Source organism: Bacteroides sp. M10, assembly GCF_014334015.1.
GTDB classification, from domain to species: Bacteria; Bacteroidota; Bacteroidia; order Bacteroidales; family Bacteroidaceae; genus Bacteroides; species Bacteroides intestinigallinarum.
On record NZ_CP060488.1, the window covers coordinates 78,114 to 102,184 of the forward strand.

Sequence of the window (24,071 nt, forward strand, 5' to 3'; positions counted from 1 at the left end):
TATTAAGTATTATCGACTATAAAAGCTTCTTTACTTTTTCCGCAAATACAGATTTAGCAACTGCACCTACCTGCTTGTCTACTATTTCACCGTTCTTGAAAAACAATACAGTAGGAATATTACGGATACCATATTCAGCAGCCATATCACCATTTTCATCTACATCGCATTTACCGATGATTACTTGTCCTTCAAACTCCGCAGCCAATTCTTCAATGATAGGAGCCACCATCTTGCAAGGGCCACACCAAGGAGCCCAAAAATCCACAACAACCGGTTTTCCTTCTGCAAGAACCTCTTTATAGTTGCTGTCTGTAATTTCTAAAGCCATTTTTTTAAGTATTAATTATTAAATGTTATTTCGTTAGCTTATTCGCGCCACAAATATAATCAATAAAATTCAATTGAAGTTATCTATTTATTGTTTTATAATATCAGTAAAGCACTTTGTGCATAGGTTGGTTCCTACTTACCTTTTGAATCTTTTTCCTTTTTAGAAGAAGCACGCAACTTAATCTCGGCATCCAACACTATCGAACGATTTGGAGATAACGGCTCCTTAATCTTCTCAATTATCAATTCAGCCACCACCTTACCCATTTGTTGTAAAGGAGGCTCAACCGTAGTCAATTGTGGATAAACAATTGTAGATAACACCGTACCAGAAAAACTAGCAATAGCAATCTCCTCCGGAATCTTCTTACCTAAATCCCGCAGTCTATTCATTGCACCAATAGCCAATGTGTCTGTGAAAGCAAAAATTGCATCAAAGGAGACTCCTTTTTCTATTAACATATCTGCCGCATTTGCTCCATCCTTGAAAGTCAACCCCGCCTTTAACATCCTATCTTTATCAAACGGAATGTTAAATTTAACCAATGCGTCTTTATATCCTCTCGCCCTCTCTACTGAATTATACACATCATCAGGTCCCTGTAAATGAACAATATGCCTATAACCTTCCCGAATCAAATGCTCAACCAAAAAAAAAGCCTTTATATAATCGTCTACAATAACCTGGGAAACATTCATTCCATATGGTATACGATCATAAAAAACCATGGGCATTTCCGCCTGTTGCAGACGTATATACTGATCCAAATTCTCCTTATAACTACAAAGACAGATAATAATTCCATCTACCATAAACCTTTCCATTGTTTGCAAATTCTCTCTTTCCTTATTTGGATCTTCATCTGATTCTGCAATAATAACCTTTATCCCATTAGCATAAAGTACACTTTGTATACCGCTTATCACTTGTGAAGCAAACGGAGTGAGCATTTCCGGAACGATAACCCCAACAGTATTCGTATGTCCATATTTCAAATTGGTAGCTACCGGATTAGGCTTATACCCTAACATTTTTGCTGTTTCCAGCACCCTTTCCTTAGTCTCTTGACGGATGTTCTTATCATTTATCAACGCACGAGATACTGTTGAAACAGACAAAGACAAATGTCGGGCTATATCTTTAATGGTAATGTGCTTCATAGCTACTTTTGTATTTTAACTTAGGGCAAAAATATGCATTTACAATGACAAATCCTAATCATTGGGAACGTTTGCAGATTTTGGGAACGTTCCCGCAATCGTTTGCAGGTAAAACGTCCTCAAAAAACAGCTTTTTATTATTCACCAAACTTATCTTTGCTTCATTAACAATAATATAGAATTAAAAAATAAAGAAAACATGAAAACACAAGTACTTTCTTACAATTACAACCGCGAACATATCAAACCAGGTATCTTACATATTGGTGTCGGTAACTTCCATCGTGCCCATGAAGAATTTTATACTAATTCATTATTAGAAGATCCTACCCAACAGGATTGGGGTATTTGCGGCGCTATGCTATTGCCTGGAGATGAGCGCCTGTACAGAATACTAGAAAAGCAAAAAAAGGAATATACACTAACTATTTGCGGACGAGATGGTAAAGACCAAACTTATCAAATAGGCTCATTAATCGAGTTGATTTGGGGAATCGAAAATCCAGCAGCCATTATTAATAAAATTGCCGATAAAAATATCCATATCATTACACTAACTATCACCGAAGGCGGATATAATATAGCGAAAGCTACCAATGAATTTATGCTGGATAATGAAAATATCAAATATGACTTAACACACCCACAAAGCCCGAAAACGACCTTTGGCTTTGTAGCCGAAGGGTTACGGAAAAGAAAAGCTGTCGGGAATGGACCTATCACAATTTTATCTTGTGACAACTTACAACATAATGGTAACACCGCACGCAAAGCATTTCTCTCCTTTTTCCAAGCCCAAGATCCAGAACTAGCAGAATGGGCAACAGTAAATATCACTTTTCCTAACAGTATGGTAGATCGTATAACCCCCTCGACCCAACCTGAAGACATTATCCGGCTGAACACCCAAAATGGGACTCAAGACGGAGCACCTGTATATTGCGAAGACTTCATTCAATGGGTAGTAGAGGATAAATTTATCGCCGGTCGTCCTGCATGGGAAAAGGTCGGCGTAGAATTTACGCAGGATGTGACTACCTATGAAAATATGAAGCTCAGCCTATTGAATGCCTCCCATACCTTACTTTCATATCCTGCTTTCCTGAGCGGATATCGTAAAGTAGACGTCGCCATATCCGATGAACGAATTAAAAAGTTCGTACGTGGCTTCATGGATATTGATATTACTCCGTATGTTCCTGCACCGGGAAACATGGATCTGGATTTGTACAAACAAACTTTAATAGAACGTTTCGGTAATCATACCGTTAGCGACCAAGTAGCGCGTTTATGTTTTGACGGTGCATCCAAATTTCCCGTATATATCATGCCAAATCTGATCCAGATGATCCGTGACCGCGCAAATCTTACTCGCCAAGCGTATCTTTTTGCTGCTTATCGTCATTACTTGAAATATAAGACTGATGATAACGGAACTAGATTTGAGATTGCAGAGCCATGGCTGACAGCAACAGATGACATCCTTATAGCCAGTAATTCCCCAATAGATTTCCTCTCACTATCACCTTTCCAAAGTACAGAACTGAAAGCTGCCGACGAATTTGTTGAATTATATCTGCAAATGGTGAATGCAATCAAAGAAAAAGGAACAATGTCAACATTGGAAAGTATATTATAACAAAACTCTTTTTTGTACCCTAATATTATGAATACACAAAAAAATAACAGTCTCGGTCCATTCATTGTCCTGACTTTCATATATTTCATAGTAGGTTTCCTAACAACTGTGAACGGGCAGTTTCAAGGTCCTTTAAAAATTGCGTTTCTTTCGCATGCAGATGAATTGAGAAATACATTAACAACTTTTATATCTTTCTTTTTCTTCCTCGGATATTTACTGAATAGTTCATTAGGAGGAAAATGGATAAACGTGCACGGTTACAAGAAAACATTACTACGCGCACTGTCAATCATGGTTATCGGTCTATTAATGTATTCTCTCTCGTCCTGGCTTGTAGTACACTACGGAGATGCTCGCATGCTAATTTTTAAAGACCAAGTTCCTTATGGCTACTTTATTTTTCTATTGGGCTCCTATTTAATGGGAACATCAGCGGCCTTACTACAAGTTGTAATCAACCCTTATATTGCCGCCTATGAACTGCCAAATACGCAGCCGGTACAGCGTATCAATATCGTATGTGCTATCAATTCGTTTGGTACTACGATCGCTCCTTTTTTTGTTACAGGAATTATCTTTGCCGGTGTTACGCTTGAAAGTGTTACGGCCGACCAATTAATGTTTCCCTTTTTAATGATCACCTTATGTATCATTATCACTACATTAATCACCTCCCGACTAAACCTGCCTGATATTCAAGGAACCAGAGTTGACAATAACAATAAGCCCAAACACAGTATTTGGTCTTATCAACATTTAAGTTTAGGAGTCATCGCCCTATTTTTTTATGTAGGGGCAGAAGTATCAATTGGAGTAAATATCAATTTGCATGCAATGGAACTAATAGAAAATGGGCACAGTTTTTTTTGCTTTGGAAAAAGTCATATAGTAGTCTGGGGGTTAGATCTAGGTATCCCCGCATTACTCGCCACTCTCTATTGGGGAGGTTTGATGGTAGGAAGGCTTATATTTAGTTTTTTCAACAATGTTTCTCCACGCATATTACTCACTGTAACCACCATTATTGCTACAATACTTATATTGGTGGCTATTCTTACCAACAATTTATGGATATTGGTATCTGTAGGACTATGCCATTCTGTAATGTGGGGTTGCATATTCACTTTAGCTATTAAAGGATTGCAGCAATACACTTCCAAAGCTTCCGGCATTCTTATGATGGGAGTATTCGGCGGTGCCATATTCCCTGTACTTCAAGGCATCCTTGCCGACACATGGGGAAGCTGGCAATGGACATGGATAATTGCACTTATATGTGAACTAGTTATGCTATATTATGCCATTTCCGGATCACATATTAAAAACTTACCCAAAGTATTGCAATCGTAACATTTCTACTGTTTCTTCACATAGAAAGATTATATTTGATATTTTTTCACAGTTTTTTTATACGCAATTCTTTAAGAATACATAAATTGCGACACTATTTAATATTTCATATGAATATTATATCTGTATAAATTCGCTCAACATAGTTCTATCCAAGAACTATGATACCTAAAAAACAGACAATCAACAATCCTATTTGTTTATTAACATATTATCCAAAGTGATGCATTGTGAAACTATAGAAAAACAAAGAAAAATATTATTATCTGTTCGGAATGGCTCCGAGAAAGCCTATCAAGAACTTTATGAGCAATGGGTATCTCGGCTATATGGGTTCGTGTTTCAATACCTAAAGTCGAAAGATGCAACCGATGATGTTGTTCAGGAAACTTTTTTACGTATATGGTCTAATCGTGCTAATCTTAATCCAAACGTTTCGTTTAAATCATACTTATTTACGATTGCATATCATTTTCTACTAAAAGAAATGCGCCGTCAGTTAAATAACCCCTTGATGGAAGATTACGTTGAATATCTTAATCGGTCGTCTACAGAAACAGTTGAAGCTGAATCATTGATGTGCTATGACCAATTTGTAAATGCATTAGAAAGAGGAAAACAACACCTATCTCCTCGTCAACGTATCATATTCGAAATGAATAAAGAATATGGTATGTCAATTTCTGAAATTTCTGAAAAATTGTCGATAACTAACCAAGTCGTGAGAAATCAATTATGTATGGCTCTAAAAATTCTCCGTGTAGAATTGCGTCAATATTATCCTCTTCTTCTTCTCTTCCTGAAAGATATTTGAAAGTTCTCTTGTTTATGTGTTTTATAACATAATATTTTTGATGTTACATTTAGCTTACTTGTGGATATAACATATAAAATGTTATAAATATGCACATAGTAAATAAAGCAAAAGACTTATTAAAGAAGTTTCAGTCCGGTAATCTTTCACTATCGGATTTTAAAGAATTGGTATCAACTGTTAACGACTCGTCTGACCAAGAGTTAGAGGACGTTTTTTTCGAAGAATGGAATAAATTTGATACATATCCTTCTTTATCTCAAGAAAAGATTGACTCCTTGTACTGTCACCTACATAAAAAGATGAAGATCTCACCTTTTTACAAAATAACACGGCACTGGGGACAAATTGCAGCCTCAATTCTTTTTCTTTTCGCAAGTGGATTAACCATACTGTACTACATACAACACCAAGAGTTGCAAACATTGGCTGAACAAGATGTAATAGTACGTTCAGGAGATTCCGGCACTTCTCAAGTGACTCTTCCTGATGGTACATTGGTTCGTCTAAATGCAAACTCATCCCTTACATATCAACAAAATTTCGGACAGAATAATCGCAAGGTGAAATTATCGGGTGAAGGATATTTTGAAGTTAAGAAAAACACAGAGAAAAAGTTTATTGTCAATACCGGATATATAGATGTCACAGTTTTAGGAACAAAGTTCAATCTTTATGCCTATGAGGATAAGGATATTATAGAGATGGCTTTGGTAGAAGGACATGTTAATGTATCTACATCGCAGCCTCCCTATCAGACTATTTGCGTTAAACCCAATGAAAAAGTTACTTATAACAAATATGATAATAAACTTAATATAGAAAAGACCACTACTAAAATAGAAACAGCTTGGTTGAACAAAGAATTAGTATTCCGGGAAGAAAAATTGGAGAATGTATTCCAATGTTTATCAAGGAAATTTCGTGTGAAATTCTCAATAGATAGTTCAGTATCCGTAGATGATGTATACACTGGTGCATTCGATGATGAGAAAATCGAAGATATATTGGAAGTATTGAAAATACATTATGGATTCAATTACACAGTTAAGGATGGAAAGATAAATATTCGAATGAACAAATAATTATTAATCTTAAAATGAAATGATATGAAAACATGAATGAAAAACAAAAAAACTTCGGATAATTTGCCCATTATCCGAAGTTAGGAATGAGTCTTGTATGAGTTTCCGCTCATACCAACTCTTAATAAAAAAGAAAATAAACCAAATAGTTGTGTATTTATGAAAAATAAAAAACAATTAATCAGTTTAGTGCAGAAAGATAATAAAAATACAATCAAGTTGTATTCCTTATTGTTATTTTTTTGTTTCTTAACATTCACAAGTGCTAATGCACAGACAGGAAAAGTCAGTATTAATTTAAAAAATGCATCAGTAAAAGAGTTATTTAATGCAATTGAATCCCAAACACCCTATCGTTTCTCATACCGTAGCGTAGAAGTAGAGAATAAAAAAGGGGTCACCATTTCTGTAAAGAATGCTAAACTTAAGGATCTGCTTATTCAAGAACTACCTAAACATCACCTCTCTCATATAGTACAAGGTAACAAAATAATTGTGACCCCTGCTACAGATAACCAGTCCTCTGACAAGTCTAATAAAGTAACAGGGAAAGTGGTTGATACAAATGGCGAGCCTATAGTTGGCGCTACCATCAAGGAACAGGGAACAACGAACGGTACAATTACGGATATGGATGGTAACTTTAGTTTTGTGGTTTCTCCCAACACAATGATTGAAATCTCCTATATAGGATATCAAGAGCAACGGATAAAAACTATCTTTGGAAAAAGTATGTTCATTACCTTAAAAGAAGATACAGAACTTCTTGATGAAGTGGTTGTAGTTGGCTATGGAATACAAAAAAAGGTAAATCTGACAGGAGCCGTTTCCGTAGTAGATGCCAAAACAATTCAGAATCGTCCGATTACAAATGCAACCCAAGCATTACAAGGTGCACAAGGAGTTTATGTAAACTCTGCAGCCGGTGCTCAGCCTGGAAACGACGCAGCTACTATTCGTATCCGTGGTATGGGAACATTTTCCAGTGCAGGTAATGATCCATTATTTCTAATTGACGGAGTTCCTGGAACATTGACCGATGTGAATCCAAGCGATATTGCCAGTATTTCCGTATTGAAAGATGCGGCCTCGGCTTCTATTTATGGTTCGCGCGCAGCAAATGGAGTGGTATTGGTGACAACTAAAAAAGCGGAAGCCGGAAAATTTTCTGTTTCATATAACAACTCTTTCGGATTACAGCAAATCACTTATCTGCCAGATGCCGTATGGGATCCGATCCTTTATATGAAAGGTTTTGATAAAGCTTACGAGAATGAAGGAAGAGCTCCTCTTTATGCAGATATCATAGAAGAATATAAAGAAGGAATGAAAGTAGATCCTTATACCTATCCGGCAACAGATTGGTTCGACCTTTACTTTCGTGATGCTTTTATGCAAGAACATAATATACGTATCTCCGGTGGCAATGACCATATACAAACTGGTTTATCTGTCGGATACTTAGACCAAGAAGGGGTTGTTAATTTTACAGACGCTAAAAAAGTTTCTATTAATTTCAATAGCACTATTAAATACGGTCAATTCAAAGCAGGAATCAATGTGTCGGCTAATTATAGAAATTACAATGAGCCGCATACTGGAATCTCCGATTACATGCAATTGGGAATGCGTGCTCTACCAGTAATGACTCCTTATCTGGCTGATGGCAGTTATGGCCGTAGTTGGGTGGTAACTCCCGGACAGAATACATTCAACAACTTGCTGTCTTGCAAGGATGGAGAGAATAATTACAAACAGACTCGTATTGTCGGTAGTGCATTCGCCGAGTATATTTTCCCTTATGATATCAAATACAACATTACATTGGGAGTCAGAAAAGTAGATTTAACTAGAAGATACTTCCAACCAACAACCTACACTTACAATCCAAAGACATTGGAACCGCAAAAAATGATTGCAAATACAACAGCAATGAATGCAGCGAATGACGATATCAATCCATCAATAAGCCAGACCGTCAATTGGAATCGTAGTTTTAACGGTAAACATAACATTGCTGCCTTGTTGGGTATGAACTACGAAGAATTCAATACGTGGTCATTCAGCGCAAAAGGACAAAACGGATATCTGGATAATGAACTGACAGAAGTAGGACTGGCTACAACATTTCTTAAGCCAACCAGTTCAAGCAGTAAAGTTCGGTTACTTTCCTATTTCGGCAGAATAAATTATGATTACGCAGATCGCTATCTCTTTGAGGCAAATCTCCGCTACGATGGTTCTTCCCGTTTTGCAAAAGGACATCGTTGGGGACTTTTCCCATCATTCTCTGCCGGATGGCGTATCGATCAAGAAACTTTCATGGAAAACACTCAAAATTGGTTATCAAACTTGAAGTTGAGAGTATCATGGGGGCAATTAGGAAATCAATCTATTGGCTTATTCCAATACACTCCAGTTATGAGTTCTGGTGTAAATTATATATTTGGGAATACACCTGCAACAGGATATGCAATGACCCAAGCTGTCGACCCGGAAATTTCTTGGGAAACAACAACTATTACCAACTTAGCATTGGACTTCGGAATTTTCAATAACTCACTGAGCGGTTCGATTGAATTCTTCAAAAAAAGGACAAAAGACATTCTCCGCTCTGTTAACCAACCATCACAGGTAGGAAATCTAACTGGAGCCATGCGTAATATCGGCACAGTAGATAATACCGGTTTAGAAGCCAATTTGGCTTATCGCAATAATATAGAAGCCTTCAACTATCATGTATTTGGTAACGTGACTTATGTTAAAAATGAAGTTGTACACATTGGTGGTGACGATATGATTAATGGCAAAAGAATTACGAGAGAAGGATATCCAATTGACGCTTATTATCTTTATATCTGTGACGGGATTTTCCAATCAGAAGATGAAGTAAAACACCATGCTTACCAAAGTGCTAACACACATGCCGGTGACTTAATTTTCAGGGATGTATCCGGCCCTGAAGGAGTACCTGACGGACAAATTACAGAAGATGATCGTGTAGTAACAGGCAGTTCTGTACCAGATTTCACCTATTCGTTTGGCTTAAATCTAGATTATAAAGGAATAGGACTGAATGTATTTTTTCAAGGAGTATCAGGAATTAGCACTTACCCTACTCATAATTTGGTGTACCCCTATGCTAATGGAGCAGGTGTTACCTACGAATGGCTGAAAAGAGCATGGACACCTGAAAATACCGGTGGTGGATTCCCCCGTTTACTGACTACTAACAGTCAACATGATAATTATACAAAATCCAGCACATTTTGGTTAAGAGATGCCTCCTATTTACGTTTAAAAAACATTCAACTAAGTTATGATTTTCCCAAAAAATGGATCGCTCCATTAAAAATTGCATCGTTAAAAGTATTTGTGAATGCAGAAAATCTCTTGACATTCTCGGACTTTGACATATTTGATCCGGAAAGATCGTTAACCTCAGACTATATATGGTCATATCCTTCTGTAAAATCATTTACAGGTGGAATCAATGTTACATTCTAAATTATGCCAATTATGAAGAAAATATTAACTGGATTTGTTTTTTGTCTTTCTATAACAAGCTGTTCTCTAGACACGATTCCCACAAGCCAGTATGTAGAAGATAATTTTTGGAAAACCCCTGAACAAATTGAGGCAGGTTTGGTAGCCTGTTATAGTACGATGTATAATGTATATATGTACGGAAGTAATTTAATTTTTAGTGAAACCGGAACCCCTAACGCCTACAATTATAATGGAACTTATGGATGGCGAGTAATTGGCGATGGCTCAGTAAATTCTATAAATTCAGATATTGTCAATGGTAAATGGGGAGCTTGTTACCAAGGTATCGGACGTTGCAATACATTTATAGCCGGTGCTCCTTCTTTTGTTATTTCAGAAGAAGATAAAAAGGAGATGGTAGGAGAAGCAAAATTCCTGCGTGCGTTGTTTTATTTTGATCTTACTAACATGTATGGTGATGCTCCATTAATTTTAGATAAACCGGATGTAAATACACAGTCATTTCTGCCTAGAGATCCGAAAGCTAAAATTATAGCTCAGGTTATTCAAGATCTGAAAGATGCTTTTTCTGCATTACCAGCAACTTCTTCCCAAACAGGAAGAGCCAATAAATGGGCCGCAAAAGCATTACTAGCACGTGTCTATCTATACAATGAGATGTGGGAAGAGGCAGAAAAAGCAGCTGAAGAAGTGATAAACTCCAAAAAGTATTCCCTCTTTTCAGACTACCGTAATCTCTTTTCAAGAGATCATGAAAACAATCAAGAAGTGATCTTTGATGTACAATACCTGTACCCAACTTTTGTTCATTCGGGTAACGGGTTGGATGTCGTACTTCGCCAATTCAACTCAATTGCTCCAACCTTAGATTTGGTAAAAGCTTACGATATGAAAGATGGTTCATCGTACACCGATGGAAAAGATTTATATATAGATAGAGATCCTCGTTTCTATGCAACTATCGTTCATCCCGGTGCCACTTATATGGGACAGATTGTAACAAACGATAAATTCATAAATACCGGTTATACGTTCAAGAAATATTCACGTTATGACACAGCTGCCGCCACCATAGACGATAAGAATGATATCAATATTATTCTTATGCGCTATGCTGATATACTTATGATATATGCGGAAGCACGAAATGAACGTTTAGATAAACCAGATCAACCTATATACGATGCCATAAACGAGGTACGTAATCGTCCTAGCGTAAAGATGCCTTTATTTGATAAAACAAAAGATAATTTTACAAAAGAGCAGATGCGTGAAAGAATACGTCATGAACGCCGCATCGAATTTGCAGGTGAAGGTTGGTATTACAATGATATACGCCGCTGGAAAATCGCAAAGGAACTAATGAACGGTAGTACCGTACAAAAGTATGATGGTTCCATTATTGAAAGACGTATATTTAACGATAAGAATTATTTATTTCCACTTCCACAACAAGAAGTGAATGATAATCCGAATCTATTACCCAATAATCCCGGTTGGTAAAAATAAATTTCTTATTAAAATGAACAATAAGTATCCATTATTATATATGTTCTTTTTGCCTGTAATGTGTCCATCAGGAACAAAAGCTCAGAATCCGGATCAACGACCAAACATTATTTATATTTTGGCGGATGATATCGGTTATGGGGATCTAGGGTGCTATGGGCAGCAAAAGATAGAAACGCCGAATTTAGATCAGTTAGCTGCAAAAGGTATGCGGTTTACCCAACACTATTCCGGTTCTGCGGTTTCTTCTCCTTCTCGTTGTTCATTAATGACAGGATTACATACGGGACATGCCTATATCCGTGGAAATGACGAATTACCTGAACGAGGTGATATTGGGAATTATTTGGCTGTATTGGCAGATTCTACTTTAGAGGGGCAACGTCCGATGCCTGAAGGTACGATAACGGTGGCATCCTTATTAAAGCAAGCAGGTTATACAACCGGTTGCGTTGGTACATGGTGTTTAGGCTATCCAGGATCAAGTTCTACTCCCCGCAAAATGGGCTTCGATTTTTTCTATGGGTATCATTGTCAACGACAGGCACATGATTATTATCCACCTTTTCTGTGGCGAAACGAACATCGGGAATATCTGCCTAATCGCCTTCTTTCACCAAATCAGAAATTCGATGCAACAGCCGACCCTAATAAGAAAGAAAGTTATGAATTCCTTGTCTCCAAATCTTATGCACCGGAGTTAATGCTTCATGAGGTCCTTTCATTTGTAAAACGACACAAAGAACGTCCTTTCTTTCTATATTGGCCTACTCCCATTGCACATGTACCATTGCAAGCACCTCAACGCTGGATTGATTATTATGTAAAAAAATTCGGTGACGAGTCCCCTTATTTGGGTGACAAAGGATACTTCCCTTGTCGCTATCCAAAAGCTACATACGCTGCCATGGTTAGTTATATGGATGAGCAAGTCGGCTGTCTGGTTGAATTATTAAAAGAATGCGGGATTTATGAAAACACATTGATCCTATTCAGCAGTGATGACGGACCGACTCACAACGGAGGAGTGAATGCTCCTTGGTTTGATAGTGCAGGACCCTTCAAATCGGAAAAGGGCTGGGGAAAAGGCAGTTTACGTGAAGGTGGTATCCGAGTGCCAATGATTGTTCATTGGCACGATCAGATCACCGCCGGATCTGTTAGCGATCATATTTGCGCCTTTTGGGATGTGTTGCCTACATTAGGCGAAATTAGCGGCTATTCCTATAAAAAAACAGATGGCATCAGTTTTCTTCCTACTTTGAAAGGCAACCATCAAGAAGTGCATGAATATCTTTATTGGGAGCTTCCGGAAGGGAAAGGTTCGAAAGCTCTCCGTATGGGAAAATGGAAAGGATATCTTTCTAATATTAAAAACGGAAACCGTTGTGTAGAGTTGTATGATCTGGAAACAGACCCGCAAGAACAGTACAATCTTTCATCTATTTATCCGAATGTAGTGAAGGAAATAGAGAAAAAGATGAAAAAAGCTCATACGGAATCCCCTGTTACTAATTACAAATTATAAATTATCGAAAATATGAAAAAGTGGAATTTATTACTTGTGTTGGCTTTACTTTTTGTTGCATGCAAAGATGAATACGATGTCAACTTAGATGAACTTTATGGCACGACCTCTGGTTCATCTTCTAAAGTAGATAAAGAAATCATTACATGTGGAGACTCTAAAGTCATGATTATCAATATAGGCAAAGCCTCTATGACCACAGTACCATATGAGTGGGAATGGGATTCGAAAACAGCCGATGACCTTTCTGCAACATTGAAAGGACGTTTATTGGGAATGGATGAATGCAAAGTCGTAAATGAAGGAAACGACCAACTTGTCTTGCTAGCATCTTCAGGAGGATCAGCTCTTATTCTTTCTCGTAAAACCAAAAAATGTTTATTCACTGCTGTGGATGCTCCAGGAGCACACTCTATTGAATTGCTACCCAACAATCGAGTCGTTGTGGCCCTCTCTGGTGACGCAGGTGGCTTCCAAGTATATGACAGAAACGCTTCCAATAAAGTTATCTTTAAAGAAGATCAAAAAGGCGGACATGGTGTCATTTGGATGGAAAATCAGCAACTTTTATACGCATTAGGATATGATAAATTACTCGCTTATGAACTAAAAGATTGGAATACATCAACGCCTTCATTTGTGAAGAAGCAAGAATGGGATCTACCTTTAGGTGGGACAGAGCAAATACCGGATGGACATGATTTAATTCGTATTTCAGACCATGAATTAGGATTTACAACAGCTTATAACGTATATGTACTCGATACAAATACAGGAACTATCTCTGAATTCGAACCTATGAAAGGTCGCAAATTTATCAAATCCTTCAATTACGATAAAGAAAGCGGATACTTAGTTTATACTTATGCAGATATTGAGTGGTGGACACATAATATTCACATCCAAAATCCCAACAAAACAATCACCATCAGTAATGTAAATCTTTATAAAGTGAGAACAGTACCTGAAAGGGAATAAATAAACTGAAAGAAGCGATTACAAATTTGTAAAAAATAGCTTTCTAAATAGTTCGTAAAATGGATATAAGAAAAAAAACATGAAAAAGATATATGCAATATTTATACTTTTTTTTGTCTTGTGCGCATGTGCTACCGGACAAAAAAAGAACGAAATTGTTGTCTGTGGTGACGACAAAGTATGGATTGTCAATGTAGATAACTCAGAAGGAAAAAATCTAGATATCGTATGGAAATGGAATGCACAAGAGTCTAACATCCCTGACGATTTCAAAAAATACTTTCGAGGAATGGATGAATGCAAAACTGCAAAAAATGGTGACTGGTTACTTACATCTTCTTCGGCTGGAGGAGCAGCAATTATTGAACGTTCATCTGAAAAATGCTTGTTTTATGCAAGAGTTCCAGCCGCACATTCCATAGAGCTACTTCCTGATAATCGGGTAGTGGTAGCATTATCACATAATGAAGAAGGAGACTGTATACAATTATTTGACATCAACCGCCCTAACCAAGTTCTTTTTCAGGATAGTCTTTTTTGGGGGCATGGAGTAATCTGGATGGAAAACCGTCAATTGTTGTACGCACTCGGCTTTAATGAATTGAAAGCTTATTCCCTAAAGAATTGGAAAAGTGAACAACCGACATTACAGATGGAAAAAGTATGGAAACTACCGACAGACGACGGACACGATTTGATTCGCATTTCAGAAAATGAATTGGGATTTACAACATCGTCCGGAACTTATGTAATTGATTTGGACACGGAAAAAATTGTTTCATTTCAACCTTTAGAAGGGAAAAAATTCATCAAGTCATTTAATTATAATAAGGAAAATGAAATTTTGAGTTATACACAAGCCGAAATCGAATGGTGGACTCACAATATTTATCTGGAGAATCCAAAGAAAACGTTGACTATAGACAGCATCAATCTGTATAAGGTTCGTCCAGTTATCTATGAATAATCACAAAATTAATAAAGTATTTATGCATATTATTAATAAAATATTAATATTGGGGAGTTGGCTGGTTGTTCTATTGTTAGTCCATACTTCATGCACAAACTCTGTTGACCATTCGGAAAGGACATTAAAATTACTTCCTGAACCTGCCCAGTTAACAGTAGGAAAAGAAGCATTCATTCTACAGGACGATATGATTATCAGCATCAATGCCCCCTCTTTAAAATCGGCCGCAGATTATTTAGTTTCCATCTTGCAACGTGCCACTGGGTATAAGTTTGTTGTTACAGAAGAGGGAAGAGGCCATATTCAACTATGTATAGATGAGAAATTACCTCACAAAGAAGGCAATTACACTTTAAAGGTTACCTCGAACCAAATACACATATCTTCGGCGAATTATGCCGGTGTAATAGCCGCTATATCAACAATCCGTCAAATGTTTCCTGTTGAAATAGAAGCATCAACCGTTGTTTTGGATACAGTTTGGTCAATACCAACTGTTTCTATCATAGATGAACCACGTTTTGCATGGAGAGGCATACTACTTGATGTAGCTCGCCATTTTTTCAGTAAAGAAGAAGTGAAAGAGTTGTTAGATGTTATGGCACTTTATAAGATGAATAAGTTTCATTGGCATCTGACTGATGATCAGGGGTGGCGCATTGAAATCAAGAAATATCCCCTACTGACAGAGAAAGGGGCATGGCGCACATTTAATGACCAAGATCGTATTTGCATGAGTCGCTCAAAAAGAGAACAAAATCCCTCTCTTGCCATTCCTTCTGATAAATTACGGATTATAGAAGGGGATACTCTATATGGGGGCTTCTATACACAGGAAGATATACATGAAATTATAAGGTATGCAGCAGTACGTGGCATTGACGTAATTCCAGAGATAGACATGCCGGGACATATGCAAACAGCAGTTAACCTTTATGCGAATGTATCTTGTTTTCCACAAAAAGAAGCACCGATGAATATTTCTTCTCCTGTTTGTCCGGGTAAAGAGAGTGCCTTAGAGTTTTGCAAGAACGTGTACGACGAGATTTTCCGACTATTCCCTTCTGAATATGTACACTTAGGAGCGGATGAAGTTTCAAAAAAGAATTGGGAAAAGTGTTCAGACTGTCAGAAACGTATGAAAGTAAACAACTTAAAGACAGAAGAAGAACTGCAATCATGGTTCATTCATCAAATGGAACAATATTTCAATGAAAATGGAAAACGTTTGATTGGCTGGGATGAAATATTGCAAGGTGGAGTGTCGCCTACGGCTACAGTGATGTGGTGGCAAAGCTATGAAAAAGAGGTTGTAAAAAAATCCATAGCCCAAGGTAATTCGGTCATTCTTTGCCCGAACTACGATTTCTATTTGGATTATTCCGAAATAGGACAGTCCACTCGTCTGATTTGTGAATCAGTATCTTTATTGGACTCATTGAACGAATCTCAATCCAAACAAATATTAGGAGTACAAGGAAACATTTGGGGTGAGTTCATTCCTTCCCGTGAACGAATGCATTATATGGCATTTCCTCGGTTACTCGCCATCGCAGAGACAGGTTGGTCACAAGCTGCAAATTACAATTGGAAAAGCTTCCAGAGACGCATGACCGGACAATTCAATCGTTTAGATGCATTGGGAATAGATTACCGCATGGCTGATTTGGAAGGATTTTGCAACACAAATACTTTTATCGGTGAAACTAAAGTAAATGTCATTTCCCCTGATCCAGACGTTGTTATCCATTATACTGACGATGGCACAGAGCCAACCGAAAAATCGGCAGTATACACCACTCCTATATCCATCCGCGATTCTGCAAGTTTTGCGTTCCGCGCATATCGCCCCAATGGAAAATCAAGTAAAGTTTTCCATGCTTCTTATAAAAAGCAGAATGGATATATTCCAGCGGTAGATATTAAAGCTCCGAAAAAAAAGGGATTAATGCTTACATGGTATGAAGGCGACATTCCTTCTTGCCAAGTAATAGAAAATTACCATTTAAAAGAAAAGAGAACCATCGACGATATATATATTCCTTCAGAAGTAGGCAACAGTAAAGTAGGTTTAATTTTTACCGGTTATTTTTACGTATCGGTTGACGGTATCTATTCATTCAGCCTTTCATCTGATGAAGGAAGTACATTAAAAGTAGATGAAGAAATGATTATAGACAACGGAGGCCGACATTTGAGGAATGAAGTTTCAAGTCAACGTGCATTGGCAAAAGGATGGCATCCGTTAGAAGTTCGTTACTTCGATTTCAATGGTGGATGTTTGTCGTTAAAGATGCATGATGCTTCAGGCAAACAAATAAAACCAATATACAACCATTAATTAACCAATGATAAATAATCATGAGAACACAACTGATAATTATATTGTCGCTGTTGAATGTATGTTTGGTGCCTGCCCAAGAGCGTGATACGCGTGTGCGTACCTACATTACTCCCACCCGGATTGTTTGGCAACAAGACAGTGATCACATCACTAATTGTAATTTTCTGTTAAACCAGGGAGATGGTCAGGCTTATTGGGGAGCGTATTACGATTACGAATCAACAGATACCGGTTTACAAGGCAAGAAAGAGAAAACGGTCAAAGCCGCCACATATTGCCGACTATCTTCTACCGATGGGGCTCGTCCAGCTATTCTGCTTGATTTCGGGAAAGAACTTCATGGCGGAGTACAATTAGTCACTGGTGCCTGGCCAAGCCATAAGCCGGTAAAAATCCGTCTTCGTTATGGCGAATCGGTCAGTGAAGCAATGTCCGACATAGACGTCAAAGGAGGAGCGACAAACGACCATGCTATTAGAGATCAAGAGCTTATCCTTCCATGGCTCGGAGTATATGAAACAGGAAACTCCGGTTTTCGTTTTGTGCGCATTGATCTATTGGATACAGACGCAATACTTGAGCTTAAGGAGGTCCGTGCAATCTCTATCATGCGCGATATTCCGTATCGCGGTTCTTTCCAATGTAATGATGAGAAACTTAACACAATATGGCGGACGGGAGCTTATACCGTTCACCTGAATATGCAGAATCATCTCTGGGATGGAATTAAACGAGACCGTTTGGTCTGGATAGGTGATTCCTATCCAGAGGTGATGACTGTAAACTCCGTGTTCGGTTACAATGAAGTGGTACCTAAAAGTTTGGATTTAATGCGTGATATCACGCCATTGCCACATTGGATGAATGCAGGATTCTCCTCTTATTCTATCTGGTGGCTGTTGTGTCATTATGAATGGTATCGCTATCATGGAAATAAAGCCTATCTGGAACAATCACGTGATTATATTACAGCTTTATTGAGACAATTAATGACTCAAATAGCCCCCGATGGGCAGGAATGTCTGGATGGCACTCGTTTTTTGGATTGGCCATCGAATAGCAACAAAGACGCAATTGCGGCAGGGCTCCAAGCCTTAATGGTTTGGGGAATGCGAGTCGGAGTTGAATTTGCAGAACTATTTGAAGACAGACAATTGTCTAATGACTGTAAAGCTGCCGAGAAGAAGTTGGTAAAAGCTGCATCCAAAGTTTATAAAAAGTTTTTAGCTTCCTGTCCGGCTCCCGATGCGCCCGGCTCCAAGCAAGTGACTGCATTAATGACGATTACAGGATTAATTGATGCCCCAAAAGCTGATAAAGAGTTCCTCTCAATAAATGGTGCACAGGGCTTCTCTACTTTTTATGGCTATTATATGTTGGAAGCAATGGCTATGGCCGGCAATTATCAAGGAGCATTAGACGTGATTCGTGAATATTGGGGAGCAATGATCGACTTGGGAGCCACTAGTTTTTGGGAAGATTTCGATATCAATTGGATTCCGAATGCAGCCCCCATCGACGAACTAGTACCGGAAGGGAAAAAAGATATTCATGGTGACTGTGGCGCTTATTGCTATGTAGGCTTCCGTCATAGTTTGTGTCACGGTTGGGCTTCAGGACCAACTTCTTGGTTGAGCCGTCACATTTTAGGTGTGGAAGTAATAGAACCAGGATGTCGTCAAGTACGTATAACTCCTCATTTAGGCGATTTACAGTGGGTGAAAGGTACATTTCCAACTCCTTATGGCGAACTACAAATTTACCATGAGAAGCAAGCAAATGGCAATGTAATATCAGAGGTGAAAGCCCCTAAGGGAGTATCAGTCATCAAATAGATAATGAGTTTTATAAAACAATTAGAAGGTAGTTTACACTGCCGTAATGTATAAATTAGAAGGAGTAAACAAATGAAAAAGAAATTATTAATGAATGTATGGATAATGCTTGCATTATTCACATGTGTAGGTATTTCTTCTTGTTCAGACAACGACGAAGACGGCACAAAAGGACATCAAGTATTACGTTTAGTTGATAAAAGTGGAAATCCAATTGGCGGTATCAGTGGTGGAGACTGTAATTTGACTGGTAGCGCTGAAAACCTGACGCTGAGAGTGATGTCCGATTTAGACTGGGAAATAACTATTTCCGAAGGCAACGAATGGTTTAAAGCCGACATCACAAAAGGAAGCGGTTCAAAAGAGATTTCATTTACAGTAGCCGAAAATGAAGGATTGGAAGAAAGAAAAGCTACAGTGATATTATCGACCACCCAGAATTCATCTGTTCAAGATTTCGTATTGAATTGTATTCAGCCAGGTGGACCAAGATTAATAGTGACTCCTGAGAATACTTCTGTCGAAAAAGAAGGGAAAGATGTCACCATTGCAATTAACACTAATTTACCTTCATTGAAATGTATCATACCTGAAAATGTTAAATGGATTACTCAAAAATCATTAACAAACAAACAGTTAATTCTTACAGTAGCAGCAAGTGATATCGCAAAAATACGTACTGCAACGGTGGAAATTACTTCTGAGTCGGCCGCTTATCCTACAACAAAAAGCATAGAAATCAGGCAAGCGGGTGCTGTGGATATGGCAGAGTTACTCGATGTTAAGTTCAATGCAGATGGTACTGCAGAAGATCTTTCTGCGATGAAAATGCCTATTAAAGCATTTGCCGGTTCTACTTTGAGCATGATTGAAAATGAAACTTTTGGTTATATTGCAAAATTCGACCCAGTAACAATAAATGCGAATAAAATTACCAGTGGTTTCTATATTGTTGATTTCACCCAAAACTTAATTTTCCAAAATGCAATTGCCGATGGATTCTCAATGGAATTATATGTAACTGCTAAAGATTACGGAGAAAGCGGTCCGATTCCGATGGGGTGTCATGGTGGTGGCGGTGTTGCCATTACTTGGCAAGATAAAGATAACTATTGGACTTTTGAACCCTATATAGGTAATTATTCAGCTTGTAATACGCCTCCACTGGGTGAAGTGCCAGAAGAAACATGGTACCATGTAGTGGGTGTCTGGGATGGTACAGGAAGTGCAGGTGCCATTAAATTGTATCTAGATGGAGAAATCAAGGCAGAAAGAGCCCCTGCTAAGGGTAATTCATTCCAATTTCCAGGAAATAAATGGTTCGTAATTGGTGGAGACGCTGGTGCTGCAAATGAAGCAGACAGAGCCTATAAAGGTCAAATTGCCGTAGCTCGTATATATGACCGTGCTTTGACAGCCGAAGAGGTTAAACTATTATATGATACATTGGAAGAATAAAACACTCCGCAGATGAATCATTTTTCATAGGTAATCAGAATAAACAAGCTACAGAGATTACTTTCCAGCTTTTAATTCTTAAGTTGAAAAGTAATCTCTGTATTTTTTCTTATTGTAAAATAGGTCCAATATAGATTCATATAATTAACAATAAATGAAGAAAATAACCAAACTCATTTCAGTCATAGGTTTCATCCTTTGTCTGTCCGCCTGCCAAGAAATTCGGGAAGTCAGTTATGAGCAACTTCGCGGAGGGTTTACCAACCTCCCGGATTCCATTCAGACAAGTGTCTACTGGCACTGGATTTCTGGAAATATTTCCAAAGAGGGAGTCATCAAAGATCTGGAATCAATGAAACAGGCTGGCATCAACCGTGCATTTATAGCGAATATCGGACTAAGTGCAGCGGAAGCACCCACCGGAGATGTGCAGATTTTCTCCGACGAATGGTGGGAGATACTGCATGCCGCTTTAAAAAAGGCAACCGAGCTGAATATAGAAATCGGTATCTTCAACTCTCCGGGATGGAGTCAGGCAGGAGGTCCGTGGATCAAGCCGGAGCAGTCCATGCGGTATCTGGCATCTGTCGGCACGCAAGTCAAAGGCGGACAGGCAATAGAAGTTATGTTACCCAAAACCAATCCTAATTTTCAAGATGTAAAAGTACTGGCTTATCCGTCTGTGAAAAGCAAAGCTACGATCCTTAATCCGGCCAACTGCACTGTTAGCTCTTCCCCCGCCATCACTGCTATCCATCATCTGATAGATGGAGAAACGGCGACAGAAATACGGTTTGGCAACCAATCCGAAGTCGTAATAGACTTTAAGAGCCACGATACAGTAGCATTGCGAAGCCTCCGCCTGCTTACCTCCGCCGCACCTATACGTTGCCAGGCGGTTCTGCAAATGAATGATAACGGTGAATACAAAGAAATCAAGCAGTTCAGTATAGAAAGATACAACGATAATCTGGCTGTAGGATTCGATCCTTATGCTCCTATTGCCATCTCTTTCCCCACAGCCAGCGGTAAAGACTTCCGGTTGTCACTCTCCGGTCTGAATCCCAATAGTGGCATCCGGGAAATAACATTGTCTTCTGCTCCGGTAGTAGAAAGTTATTCGGAGAAAACATTCGCCAAAATGTATCAGACTCCACTTCCTTACTGGAATGAATATCAATGGCCGGTGCAAGCAGTGGTGGACGACCCTGCATTGATCGTTCAGCCCGAACAAGTGAAAGACATCACCGCCTGTATGAAAGGAAACAAACTTTCCTGGGACGCTCCCGACGGAGAATGGGAAATTGTGCGAATGGGAATGGTACCCACTTATGTAGAAAACGGTCCTGCATTAAAAGACGGGATAGGTCTTGAAGTGGACAAAATGAGTAAGGAGCACCTCCGAAGCCATTTCGACGCCTTTATCGGCGAGATTTACAAGAGAATCCCTGAAGCCGACCGTAAGACTTGGAAAGTAGTTGTAGCGGACAGTTATGAAAAGGGAGGTCAAAACTTCACGGACGATTTCCTTGAATCATTTGAGAAGAAGTACGGTTATAGCGCACTACCTTTTCTCCCTGTCTACAATGGAGTGGTTGTGGAAAGCGAAGATGCCTCCGACCGCTTTTTGTGGGATATGAGAAAGATGGTGGCCGAACGGTTATCATACGATCATATTGGTGAACTAACCCGTCTAAGCCACCAATACGGAATGACTACCTGGTTGGAAAACTACGGTCACTGGGGATTCTCCGGAGAGTTTTTGCAATACGGCGGGCAAGCAGATGAAGTGGCAGGAGAATTCTGGAGCGAGGGAGAACTAGGCAATATAGAAAACAGGGCTGCTTCTTCGTGTGGTCATATCTACGGTAAACAAAAAATCTCTTCCGAGTCTTTCACCTGTGGCGGTATGGCTTACAGCCGTTATCCGGCTACCATGAAACAACGTGGTGACCTTTTCTTCTCCGAAGGAATCAACAACACACTGCTGCACGTCTATATTTCACAGAAAGCGGAAGGCAAACTGCCCGGACTGAATGCACCTTACAGCAACGAATTTAACCGTTTCAACACTTGGTATTCCCAGTTGGACCTATTCACCGACTACCTGAAACGTTGTAACTTCATGCTCCAACAGGGACTCAACGTAGCTGATATTTGCTATTTCATAGGAGAAGATACTCCCAAAATGACCGGTGTCACGAATCCTCCCTTGCCGAAAGGATACCAGTTCGATTACATCAATGCAGAAGTGATACTCCGCGATATGACTGTCAAAGACGGTCTATTGACTCTACCCCACGGCACAAGTTACCGAATCATGGTATTACCGGAATTGGAAACAATGCGTCCCGAACTATTAACCAAAATCACTCAACTTGTGAAAGACGGAGGTGTCATTCTCGGTCCGAAGCCTAACCGTTCGCCAAGCTTGCAAGACTTCCCCGAAGCAGATAAGAAAGTTCAGGAAATGGCAAATGCCTTGTGGGGAAATGTAGACGGTATCAAGGTGAAAAGCGGCAATTATGGCAATGGCATGATATTAAGCGGTATGAATATGCACGAAGCATTAGAATTAGTGCATTGCATTCCCGACTGTGCATTGACTAAAGACATTCCTGTAGTATACGGTCATCGCAGCATCGGTGATATGGATGTTTACTTCCTGTCCAACCAATCTTCAGAAAAAGTCGTATTCTCACCGGAATTTCGTGTAACCAATAAGCAACCTGAACTTTGGGAACCGACAACTGGTGCTATCCGCCTTTTAAAGAAGTACGAACGCAACGCAAATGCGACAGTAATTCCTCTCGAACTGGAACCTTTGGAGAGTATCTTCGTCGTATTTGCCAAAGAAGTTTCCTCATCTTCGTTAGTCAACGATACGGACACCAATTACCCGGAACCACAGACAATCGCCACACTGGCCGGTCCGTGGACAGTCTCTTTCGATAAGAGTCAAAAAGGTCCTCAAGCCCCGGTTGTCTTCCAAAGCCTGTACGACTGGAGTACAAGTAAAGAAGACGCCATCAGGTATTATTCAGGAACAGCCGTCTATCGGACTGAATTTACGCTAAAAGATATAGTACCCAACAGTCCATTATTTATCAACCTCAATGAGGTAGCCGTTATGGCAAAAGTGAAAGTCAATGGACAATACATCGGTGGTGTATGGACGCCCCCTTACCGACTCAATATTTCGGAAGCCATCAAGCAGGGAACAAACAAAGTAGAAATTGAAGTGGTAAATACATGGGTGAACCGACTCATCGGAGATAGCAAATTACCTGTTGAAGAACGTCCGACCTGGACTCCTAACAATCCCTGGAATTCATCATCTCCTTTACAGAAGTCCGGACTGATAGAACCTGTCGTTATTGAAAGCATCACTTATTAAAACAGGGAATTCTTAAGGTATTAAACCATGTCAGCGATTATGACATTCAGCAACTGAATATGCTTTGGTCGGTACGTATGTTGAGCTTAGGCGTTGCATTGCTGTGCGGGTGGGGACTTTCAGTAATTTGGAAGTATCCACTATAATAAGTAAAATC

At 39.0% G+C, this 24,071-nt stretch carries 15 protein-coding genes; 13 read left to right on the plus strand and 2 right to left on the minus strand.

What is annotated here, in order from left to right:
* Nucleotides 1-16 precede the first annotated feature (16 nt).
* Nucleotides 17-331 carry a thioredoxin gene (trxA, locus tag H8796_RS00360; RefSeq protein WP_008998931.1) on the minus strand — a complete coding sequence of 105 codons (315 nt, stop codon included), beginning with the start codon at nt 329-331 and terminating at the stop codon, nt 17-19.
* A 134-nt stretch (nt 332-465) separates the two neighbouring features.
* Complete coding sequence (locus tag H8796_RS00365) at nt 466-1,494, minus strand: LacI family DNA-binding transcriptional regulator (protein ID WP_074559169.1); 1,029 nt, start codon at nt 1,492-1,494, stop codon at nt 466-468.
* A 199-nt stretch (nt 1,495-1,693) separates the two neighbouring features.
* Between H8796_RS00365 and H8796_RS00370 the strand changes: the two genes are divergently transcribed.
* From H8796_RS00370 to H8796_RS00430, 13 genes are all read left to right on the plus strand, one after another.
* Nucleotides 1,694-3,133 carry a mannitol dehydrogenase family protein gene (locus H8796_RS00370; RefSeq protein ID WP_099146655.1) on the plus strand — a complete coding sequence of 480 codons (1,440 nt, stop codon included), beginning with the start codon at nt 1,694-1,696 and terminating at the stop codon, nt 3,131-3,133.
* A gap of 27 nt (nt 3,134-3,160) precedes the next feature.
* Entirely contained in the window at nt 3,161-4,486 is a 1,326-nt protein-coding gene (locus H8796_RS00375) for an MFS transporter (RefSeq protein ID WP_117934335.1), read from the plus strand.
* A gap of 223 nt (nt 4,487-4,709) precedes the next feature.
* Nucleotides 4,710-5,300, plus strand: coding sequence for an RNA polymerase sigma factor (locus tag H8796_RS00380; RefSeq protein WP_117934417.1), 591 nt, complete (start codon nt 4,710-4,712; stop codon nt 5,298-5,300).
* Nucleotides 5,301-5,389: 89 nt separating this feature from the next.
* Nucleotides 5,390-6,385: a FecR family protein gene (locus H8796_RS00385; protein ID WP_117934337.1), complete on the plus strand. Its 996-nt coding sequence runs from the start codon at nt 5,390-5,392 to the stop codon at nt 6,383-6,385.
* Between the two features lie 159 nt (nt 6,386-6,544).
* Nucleotides 6,545-9,892, plus strand: a complete 3,348-nt coding sequence (locus tag H8796_RS00390) for a TonB-dependent receptor (RefSeq protein WP_117934339.1) — start codon at nt 6,545-6,547, stop codon at nt 9,890-9,892.
* 12 nt (nt 9,893-9,904) lie between these two features.
* Nucleotides 9,905-11,398, plus strand: coding sequence for a RagB/SusD family nutrient uptake outer membrane protein (locus H8796_RS00395; RefSeq protein ID WP_117934341.1), 1,494 nt, complete (start codon nt 9,905-9,907; stop codon nt 11,396-11,398).
* A 46-nt stretch (nt 11,399-11,444) separates the two neighbouring features.
* Nucleotides 11,445-12,932: an arylsulfatase gene (locus tag H8796_RS00400; protein ID WP_199488031.1), complete on the plus strand. Its 1,488-nt coding sequence runs from the start codon at nt 11,445-11,447 to the stop codon at nt 12,930-12,932.
* Nucleotides 12,933-12,944: 12 nt separating this feature from the next.
* Nucleotides 12,945-13,910: a DUF6528 family protein gene (locus tag H8796_RS00405; RefSeq protein ID WP_117934345.1), complete on the plus strand. Its 966-nt coding sequence runs from the start codon at nt 12,945-12,947 to the stop codon at nt 13,908-13,910.
* Between the two features lie 79 nt (nt 13,911-13,989).
* The gene (locus tag H8796_RS00410; protein ID WP_117934347.1) at nt 13,990-14,877 is read left to right on the plus strand and encodes a DUF6528 family protein; all 888 of its coding nucleotides are present in this window, start codon (nt 13,990-13,992) and stop codon (nt 14,875-14,877) included.
* A gap of 22 nt (nt 14,878-14,899) precedes the next feature.
* Entirely contained in the window at nt 14,900-17,221 is a 2,322-nt protein-coding gene (locus tag H8796_RS00415; protein WP_117934419.1) for a family 20 glycosylhydrolase, read from the plus strand.
* Nucleotides 17,222-17,241: 20 nt separating this feature from the next.
* The gene (locus H8796_RS00420; RefSeq protein WP_117934349.1) at nt 17,242-19,059 is read left to right on the plus strand and encodes an alpha-L-rhamnosidase C-terminal domain-containing protein; all 1,818 of its coding nucleotides are present in this window, start codon (nt 17,242-17,244) and stop codon (nt 19,057-19,059) included.
* Nucleotides 19,060-19,131: 72 nt separating this feature from the next.
* Nucleotides 19,132-20,517, plus strand: a complete 1,386-nt coding sequence (locus H8796_RS00425; protein WP_004299223.1) for a LamG-like jellyroll fold domain-containing protein — start codon at nt 19,132-19,134, stop codon at nt 20,515-20,517.
* Nucleotides 20,518-20,671: 154 nt separating this feature from the next.
* A complete protein-coding gene (locus H8796_RS00430; protein WP_004299222.1) occupies nt 20,672-23,914 on the plus strand; it encodes a glycosyl hydrolase in 3,243 nt (1,080 codons plus the stop codon).
* Nucleotides 23,915-24,071: the final 157 nt, after the last annotated feature.

What these genes read in the sequence shown, in the direction of transcription:
- trxA (WP_008998931.1), bottom strand. Translation starts at nt 331, where the DNA reads ATGGCTTTAGAAATTACAGACAGCAACTATAAAGAGGTTCTTGCAGAA.
- H8796_RS00365 (WP_074559169.1), bottom strand. Translation starts at nt 1,494, where the DNA reads ATGAAGCACATTACCATTAAAGATATAGCCCGACATTTGTCTTTGTCT.
- H8796_RS00370 (WP_099146655.1), top strand. Translation starts at nt 1,694, where the DNA reads ATGAAAACACAAGTACTTTCTTACAATTACAACCGCGAACATATCAAA.
- H8796_RS00375 (WP_117934335.1), top strand. Translation starts at nt 3,161, where the DNA reads ATGAATACACAAAAAAATAACAGTCTCGGTCCATTCATTGTCCTGACT.
- H8796_RS00380 (WP_117934417.1), top strand. Translation starts at nt 4,710, where the DNA reads ATGCATTGTGAAACTATAGAAAAACAAAGAAAAATATTATTATCTGTT.
- H8796_RS00385 (WP_117934337.1), top strand. Translation starts at nt 5,390, where the DNA reads ATGCACATAGTAAATAAAGCAAAAGACTTATTAAAGAAGTTTCAGTCC.
- H8796_RS00390 (WP_117934339.1), top strand. Translation starts at nt 6,545, where the DNA reads ATGAAAAATAAAAAACAATTAATCAGTTTAGTGCAGAAAGATAATAAA.
- H8796_RS00395 (WP_117934341.1), top strand. Translation starts at nt 9,905, where the DNA reads ATGAAGAAAATATTAACTGGATTTGTTTTTTGTCTTTCTATAACAAGC.
- H8796_RS00400 (WP_199488031.1), top strand. Translation starts at nt 11,445, where the DNA reads ATGTTCTTTTTGCCTGTAATGTGTCCATCAGGAACAAAAGCTCAGAAT.
- H8796_RS00405 (WP_117934345.1), top strand. Translation starts at nt 12,945, where the DNA reads ATGAAAAAGTGGAATTTATTACTTGTGTTGGCTTTACTTTTTGTTGCA.
- H8796_RS00410 (WP_117934347.1), top strand. Translation starts at nt 13,990, where the DNA reads ATGAAAAAGATATATGCAATATTTATACTTTTTTTTGTCTTGTGCGCA.
- H8796_RS00415 (WP_117934419.1), top strand. Translation starts at nt 14,900, where the DNA reads ATGCATATTATTAATAAAATATTAATATTGGGGAGTTGGCTGGTTGTT.
- H8796_RS00420 (WP_117934349.1), top strand. Translation starts at nt 17,242, where the DNA reads ATGAGAACACAACTGATAATTATATTGTCGCTGTTGAATGTATGTTTG.
- H8796_RS00425 (WP_004299223.1), top strand. Translation starts at nt 19,132, where the DNA reads ATGAAAAAGAAATTATTAATGAATGTATGGATAATGCTTGCATTATTC.
- H8796_RS00430 (WP_004299222.1), top strand. Translation starts at nt 20,672, where the DNA reads ATGAAGAAAATAACCAAACTCATTTCAGTCATAGGTTTCATCCTTTGT.